General features: G+C 63.6%; 7 protein-coding genes and 1 pseudogene. 6 read left to right on the top strand and 2 right to left on the bottom strand.

Annotated elements, in window-relative coordinates:
* The 3 genes and pseudogenes from NCS00_RS07950 to phaR form a co-directional block, all read left to right on the top strand.
* Positions 1-150, top strand: a pseudogene (locus tag NCS00_RS07950) (acetyl-CoA C-acetyltransferase); the annotation flags it as partial.
* An 87-nt stretch (positions 151-237) separates the two neighbouring features.
* On the top strand, positions 238-978 hold the full coding sequence (locus NCS00_RS07945) for a 3-ketoacyl-ACP reductase (RefSeq protein ID WP_008349413.1): 741 nt from the start codon (positions 238-240) through the stop codon (positions 976-978).
* Between the two features lie 155 nt (positions 979-1,133).
* On the top strand, positions 1,134-1,709 hold the full coding sequence (phaR, locus tag NCS00_RS07940; RefSeq protein ID WP_033537161.1) for a polyhydroxyalkanoate synthesis repressor PhaR: 576 nt from the start codon (positions 1,134-1,136) through the stop codon (positions 1,707-1,709).
* A 69-nt stretch (positions 1,710-1,778) separates the two neighbouring features.
* Here phaR and NCS00_RS07935 read toward each other — a convergent pair whose 3' ends face one another.
* Positions 1,779-2,360, bottom strand: coding sequence for a hypothetical protein (locus tag NCS00_RS07935; RefSeq protein ID WP_250434802.1), 582 nt, complete (start codon positions 2,358-2,360; stop codon positions 1,779-1,781).
* Positions 2,361-2,379: 19 nt separating this feature from the next.
* Positions 2,380-2,562 (bottom strand): hypothetical protein, encoded by a 183-nt coding sequence (locus tag NCS00_RS07930; protein WP_250439822.1) that lies wholly within the window; start codon positions 2,560-2,562, stop codon positions 2,380-2,382.
* Between the two features lie 241 nt (positions 2,563-2,803).
* On the opposite strand from NCS00_RS07930, the gene rimO reads away from it, so the two are divergent.
* The 3 genes from rimO to bktB are packed head-to-tail and all read left to right on the top strand — an operon-like array spanning position 2,804 to position 6,282.
* Positions 2,804-4,141 (top strand): 30S ribosomal protein S12 methylthiotransferase RimO, encoded by a 1,338-nt coding sequence (gene rimO / locus NCS00_RS07925; protein ID WP_051079027.1) that lies wholly within the window; start codon positions 2,804-2,806, stop codon positions 4,139-4,141.
* A 4-nt stretch (positions 4,142-4,145) separates the two neighbouring features.
* Positions 4,146-5,069 (top strand): sugar kinase, encoded by a 924-nt coding sequence (locus NCS00_RS07920; RefSeq protein ID WP_250439820.1) that lies wholly within the window; start codon positions 4,146-4,148, stop codon positions 5,067-5,069.
* Positions 5,070-5,097: 28 nt separating this feature from the next.
* Entirely contained in the window at positions 5,098-6,282 is a 1,185-nt protein-coding gene (gene bktB / locus NCS00_RS07915) for a beta-ketothiolase BktB (RefSeq protein WP_250439818.1), read from the top strand.
* Positions 6,283-6,286 lie beyond the last annotated feature (4 nt).

Raw genomic sequence — 6,286 nt, 5'->3', positions numbered from 1 at the left:
ATCGCGATCGGTCATCCGATCGGCGCGTCGGGCTGCCGGATTCTCGTCACGCTGCTGCACGAAATGCAGAAGCGCGATGCGAAGAAGGGTCTGGCGTCGCTGTGCATCGGCGGCGGCATGGGTGTCGCGCTGGCGGTGGAACGTCCGTAACAAGTCACAGATAGTCACTGGCGGGATTGGGAAGGGCCAGCGGGCGGCAAGGAGATCGCCGTCCGCATAACGAAAATGGAGTGAGGAATGGCGAAGCGTATAGCGTATGTAACCGGCGGGATGGGCGGCATCGGCACCAGCATCAGCCAGCGCCTGCTTAAAGATGGCTTTACGGTCGTCGTGGGCTGCGGTCCGAATTCGCCGCGCCGGGTGAAATGGCTGGAAGACCAGAAGGCGCTCGGCTTCGAATTCATCGCCTCGGAAGGCAACGTCGGCGACTGGGAATCGACCAAGAACGCGTTCGACAAGGTCAAGGCCGAAGTCGGCGAGATCGATGTCCTCGTGAATAACGCGGGCATCACGCGCGACGTCGTGTTCCGCAAGATGACGCACGAAGACTGGACCGCCGTCATCGACACGAACCTGACGAGCCTCTTCAACGTGACGAAGCAGGTCATCGACGGCATGGTCGAGCGCGGCTGGGGCCGGATCATCAACATTTCGTCGGTGAACGGGCAGAAAGGCCAGTTCGGTCAGACGAACTACTCGACCGCGAAGGCCGGCATTCACGGCTTCACAATGGCGCTCGCGCAGGAAGTGGCCACGAAGGGCGTGACGGTCAACACCGTGTCGCCGGGCTATATCGGCACGGACATGGTGAAGGCGATCCGTCCGGAAGTGCTGGAGAAGATCGTCGCGACCATTCCGGTGCGCCGTCTCGGCACCCCGGACGAAATCGGCTCGATCTGCGCGTGGCTCGCGTCCGAAGAATCGGGCTTCGCGACCGGCGCGGACTTCTCGCTGAACGGCGGCTTGCATATGGGCTGACGGGCGGCGGCTTCCCGCGACGCCGAAACGCGCGCGGGAAGTCACCACTCGCCGGATTTATCAACGATGCGGCGAACATGCAGCAGCGCTTTTTTGCGACAACGCAAGACCTGCTTGCTGCCATCGCAGTAAAGTTTTGCGTTTAAAGGCGTTAAATGACCACCACTACTACTACAAAGAAACCCGCCGAACGACTCATCAAAAAGTATCCAAACCGTCGGCTGTACGACACGGAAACGAGCACCTACATCACGTTGTCGGATGTGAAACAGCTCGTGCTCGATCAGGAAGATTTCAAGGTGCTCGACGCGAAGTCCAACGACGACCTCACGCGCAGCATCCTTCTGCAGATCATTCTGGAAGAAGAGAGCGGCGGCCTGCCGATGTTCTCGTCGGTGATGCTCTCGCAGATCATCCGTTTCTACGGCCACGCGATGCAGGGCATGATGGGCACGTATCTGGAGAAGAACATCCAGGCGTTCATCGACATCCAGCAGAAGCTGACCGAGCAGAGCAAGGGCATCTACGACGGCAACGCGCTCAACCCCGAAGTCTGGTCGCAGTTCATGAACATGCAGGCGCCGATGATGCAGGGCATGATGACGAGCTACATCGAGCAGTCGAAAAACATGTTCGTGCAGATGCAGGAGCAGATGCAGTCGCAGGCGAAGTCGATGTTCAACACGTTTCCGTTCCCGACGCCCACGCCTTCGTCGACGGAAAAGAAGTAGTCCGGTTCGAGGGCGCGTGCGGGCGTCGAGGCTTGCGCGCCTCGGCGTGAGCGCTCGCGCGCCGTCCGTTCATTGCCCGCCCACGGCTCTCGTCGAATCGTACGCCAGCGCCGCGCCGAAATCGCCGCGATACGTATAGGCGCCGTGGTGCTCCAGTGTCGAGCGTGCATCCACGTACACCTTTCCGCCAGAATCGCGCCAGCGGCGGCAAAACGCGTAGTCCTCGGAAAGATAGCGCCCGGTTTCCGGCTCGACCATCACGTCGAAGAAGCGATGGCAGTAGCCGTGCAACGGCGAATCCGGCGGCGCGTCGGGCACGTAGCGCAACTCGGGCATGCGCGCGATCATCGTTTCGAGCACCGCGCGGCGTATGCACATGAAGCCCGTCGGCGCCTCGTCCACTTTCATGAAGCCGTCGTCGTCCACTTCGAGGCGCGCGCCGTCATGCGAATTCACCGGATAGCGCAACGCCCGTTCGAGAAACTGCGCTTGCGTGAGCCCGGCGGGAATCTCGCCCGTCCAGTCGATGCGCTCGAGCGGATACACGCCGGCGACGACATCGCGACCCGCGAGCAGCAGACGCAGCGCCTGCTCCGGCGTGAAGCCGATATCGGCATCGATCCAGAAGAGATGCGTGTGCTCCGTATGCATCAGAAAATGCGCGACGGCTTCATTGCGCGCGCGTGACGAGACTTTCGCCGGCGCAGATGCGCATCGAGCCTCGCACGCCGAGGCGCCAGAGCTCGTTGGTGAGCGTGAGCATGCTGGTGGCGTAGCCGGACGTCACTTGGCCCGAGTAGCAGGGCGTGACGAAGTGCGGATTGAAATGGCGCAGCGCTGAGTAGTCGAGCATGAAACCGATGTGTGATTCGAAGCAATGAGAGACGCGGGAAGCCGCGGATTCGCTCGAGTTTGCTGCGCGCCAGCTTCAATCGGAATGAGACAAAGGAAAAGGGGGCCGAGCCGTGCCCGCGGCCCGCCGATGTAAAATAGTGGATTGGCCTCTTGCGCTCCCACAAGACACTCTTCCCGTGAAAAATTCTTTAGATTCAATCGATTCACTCGCCAGGACGAAGCCCGCGCCGAAAATCGGCATGGTGTCGCTCGGCTGCCCGAAAGCGCTCGTCGATTCCGAGCAGATCATGACGCAGTTGCGCGCCGAAGGTTACGAAATCTCCGGCACCTATGACGGCGCGGACCTCGTCGTCGTCAACACCTGCGGCTTCATCGACGAAGCCGTGCAGGAAAGCCTCGACGCCATCGGCGAGGCGTTGAGCGAGAACGGCAAGGTCATCGTGACCGGCTGTCTCGGCGCGAAAAAGAGCGCGAGCGGTTCGGGCCTCATCGAGGAAGTGCATCCGAAAGTGCTGGCCGTCACCGGTCCGCACGCGACCAACGAAGTCATGAACGCGGTGCATACGCATCTGCCGAAACCGCACGATCCGTTCACCGATCTCGTGCCGCCCGCCGGCATCAAGCTGACGCCGCGCCACTACGCTTACCTGAAGATTTCGGAAGGCTGCAACCATCGCTGCACGTTCTGCATCATCCCGTCGATGCGCGGCGATCTCGTCTCGCGCCCCGTCGCCGAAGTCATGCTGGAAGCCGAAAATCTGTTCAAGTCCGGCGTGAAGGAACTGCTCGTGATTTCGCAGGACACGAGCGCGTACGGCGTCGACGTGAAATACCGCACGGGTTTCTGGAACGGCAAGCCGCTCAAGACGCGCATGACCGAGCTCGTCGGCGCGCTCGGCGAACTCGCCGCGCAGTACGGCGCGTGGGTGCGCCTGCATTACGTGTATCCGTATCCGAGCGTCGACGAAGTCATCCCGATGATGGCAGAAGGCCCGCTGCGCGGCCACGTTCTGCCGTATCTCGACGTGCCGTTCCAGCACGCGCATCCCGAAGTGCTGAAGCGCATGAAGCGCCCGGCGAACGCGGAAAAGGTGCTCGAGCGCGTGAAGACATGGCGCGAAATCTGTCCCGATCTGACGATTCGCAGCACGTTCATCGCGGGCTTTCCGGGCGAGACGGAAGAGCAGTTTCAGACGCTGCTGGATTTCCTGAAGGAAGCGGATCTGGATCGCGTCGGCTGCTTCGCGTATTCGCCGGTCGAAGGCGCAACGGCGAACGAACTCGACGGCGCGTTGCCCGACGAAGTGCGCGAGGATCGCCGCGCGCGCTTCATGGAACTCGCGGAAGAACTGTCCGCGAAGCGCATGAAGAAGAAGGTCGGCAAGACGCTCAAAGTGCTCGTCGATGAAGTGGGCGCGGAAGGCGGCATCGGTCGCACGGCGGCGGACGCGCCGGAAATCGACGGCGTCGTGTACATCGCGCCGACGACGAAGGCATCGAAGCGCTACAAGGCCGGCGACTTCGTGTCGGTGAAGATCACCGGCGCCGATGGCCACGATCTCTGGGGCGAGGTCTAAAGCCATGCCAAGGATGCCGCACGTCCTCGCGCTCGGCGAGGCCATGATCGAGTTCAATCAGTCGACGCGCGATCAGCCGAACTATCTGCAAGGCTTCGGCGGCGACGTCTCCAACTTCCTGATCGCGGCATCGCGCCAGGGCGCGGCGACGGGCTTCGTGTCCGCGGTCGGCAACGATCACTTCGGGCAATTGCTGCTCGATCTGTGGCGCGCGGAAAACGTCGATACGTCGACGGTGCGCGTCGATCACGATGCGCCCACGGGCGTCTATTTCGTGTCGCACGGCGAGAGCGGGCATCGCTTCGACTATCTGCGCGCGGGTTCGGCGGCGAGCCGCTACGCGCCGTCGCACTTGCCGCTCGATGCGATCGCCGCCGCGAAGGTCGTGCATCTGTCGGGGATCAGTCTCGCGATCGGCGTGGCCGCCTGCGATGCCGCGCTCGCCGCGATCGACCATGCGCGCACGCACGGCGTCAAGGTCAGCTTCGACACGAACCTGCGCCTGAAGCTGTGGCCGCTCGCGCGCGCCCGCGCGGTCATGCTCGAAGCGATCCGCGCAACCGACATCTGCCTGCCGAGCTGGGACGACGTCACGCTGCTCACCGGCCACGAAGACAAAGACGCGATCGTCGATGCGCTGCTGAAACTCGGTCCGAAGGTCGTCGCGCTGAAGCTCGGCAAGGAAGGCGCGTATATCGCGACGCCGGACGAGCGGCGCGTGGTGCCGGGCCGCGTCGTGCAGGCGGTCGATGCGACCGGGGCGGGCGACTGCTTCGGCGGCGCGTTCATCGCGCGCATCGTTGCAGGCGACGATCCTTTCGCCGCGGCGCGCTACGCGAACGTCGCCGCGGCTTTGTCGACACAAGGTTTTGGCGCAGTGGCGCCGATCCCGCGAAAGGACGAGGTCGAGCGCGCGCTGGCAGAATAGCCGCACCTCAAACGAAGGAGACGACAACATGCAACGTGAAGTGGTGGTGGTAAGCGGCGTGCGCACGGCGATCGGCGATTTCGGCGGTTCGCTGAAGGACTTCAGCCCGACCGATCTCGGTGCGCGCGTCGTGCGCGAAGCGCTGTCCCGCGCGAACGTCGCGGGCGATGAAGTCGGTCACGTCGTGTTCGGCAACGTCGTGCATACGGAGCCGCGCGACATGTATCTCGCGCGCGTCGCGGCGCTCGACGGCGGCGTCACGCAGCATGCGCCCGCGCTCACGGTGAACCGTTTGTGCGGCTCGGGCTTGCAGGCGATCGTGTCGGCGTCGCAGTCCATTCTGCTCGGCGATGCCGATGTCGCCATCGGCGGCGGCGCGGAAAGCATGAGCCGCGCGGCGTACATCATGCCCGCCGCGCGCTTCGGCCAGCGCATGGGCGACACGCGCATCGTCGATATGATGGTCGGCGCGCTGAACGATCCGTTCGACAAGATCCACATGGGCGTGACGGCCGAGAACGTCGCGGCGAAGTTCGGCATCACGCGCGAGATGCAGGACGCGCTCGCGCTCGAATCGCACCGGCGCGCGGCGAAAGCGATCGAAGCCGGCTATTTCAAGGATCAGATTCTGCCGATCACGCTCGCGTCCAAGAAAGGCGACACCGTGTTCGACCGCGACGAGCACGTTCGCCTGAACGCCACCGCCGAAGACTTCGCGAAGCTCAAGCCGGTTTTTGCGAAGGAAAACGGCACGGTGACGGCGGGCAACGCGTCGGGCATCAACGATGCGGCCGCGGCCGTCGTGCTCATGGAGCGCTCGCTTGCGGAAAAGCGCGGCGCGAAACCGCTCGCGCGGCTCGTCGCGTACGCGCACGCGGGCGTCGATCCGAAGATCATGGGCATCGGCCCGGTTCCCGCGACGCAGAAGGTGCTGGAGCGCGCGGGCCTCTCCGTCGACGATCTCGACGTCATCGAAGCAAACGAGGCGTTCGCCGCGCAGGCGTGCGCCGTATCGCAGGAACTGAAGCTCGATCCCGCGAAGGTCAATCCGAACGGCTCGGGCATTTCGCTCGGGCATCCGATCGGCGCGACCGGCGCGCTCATCACCGTGAAGGCGTTGTACGAACTGCAGCGCATCGGCGGGCGTTACGCGCTCGTGACGATGTGCATCGGCGGCGGCCAGGGCATCGCGGCGATCTTCGAGCGCATTTGAAGGA

It is taken from the genome of Caballeronia sp. AZ1_KS37, from assembly GCF_023631165.1.
GTDB classification, from domain to species: Bacteria; Pseudomonadota; Gammaproteobacteria; order Burkholderiales; family Burkholderiaceae; genus Caballeronia; species Caballeronia zhejiangensis.
The sequence above is the reverse complement of the archived record's forward strand: the minus strand, read 5'-3'. Positions and strand labels throughout refer to the sequence as shown.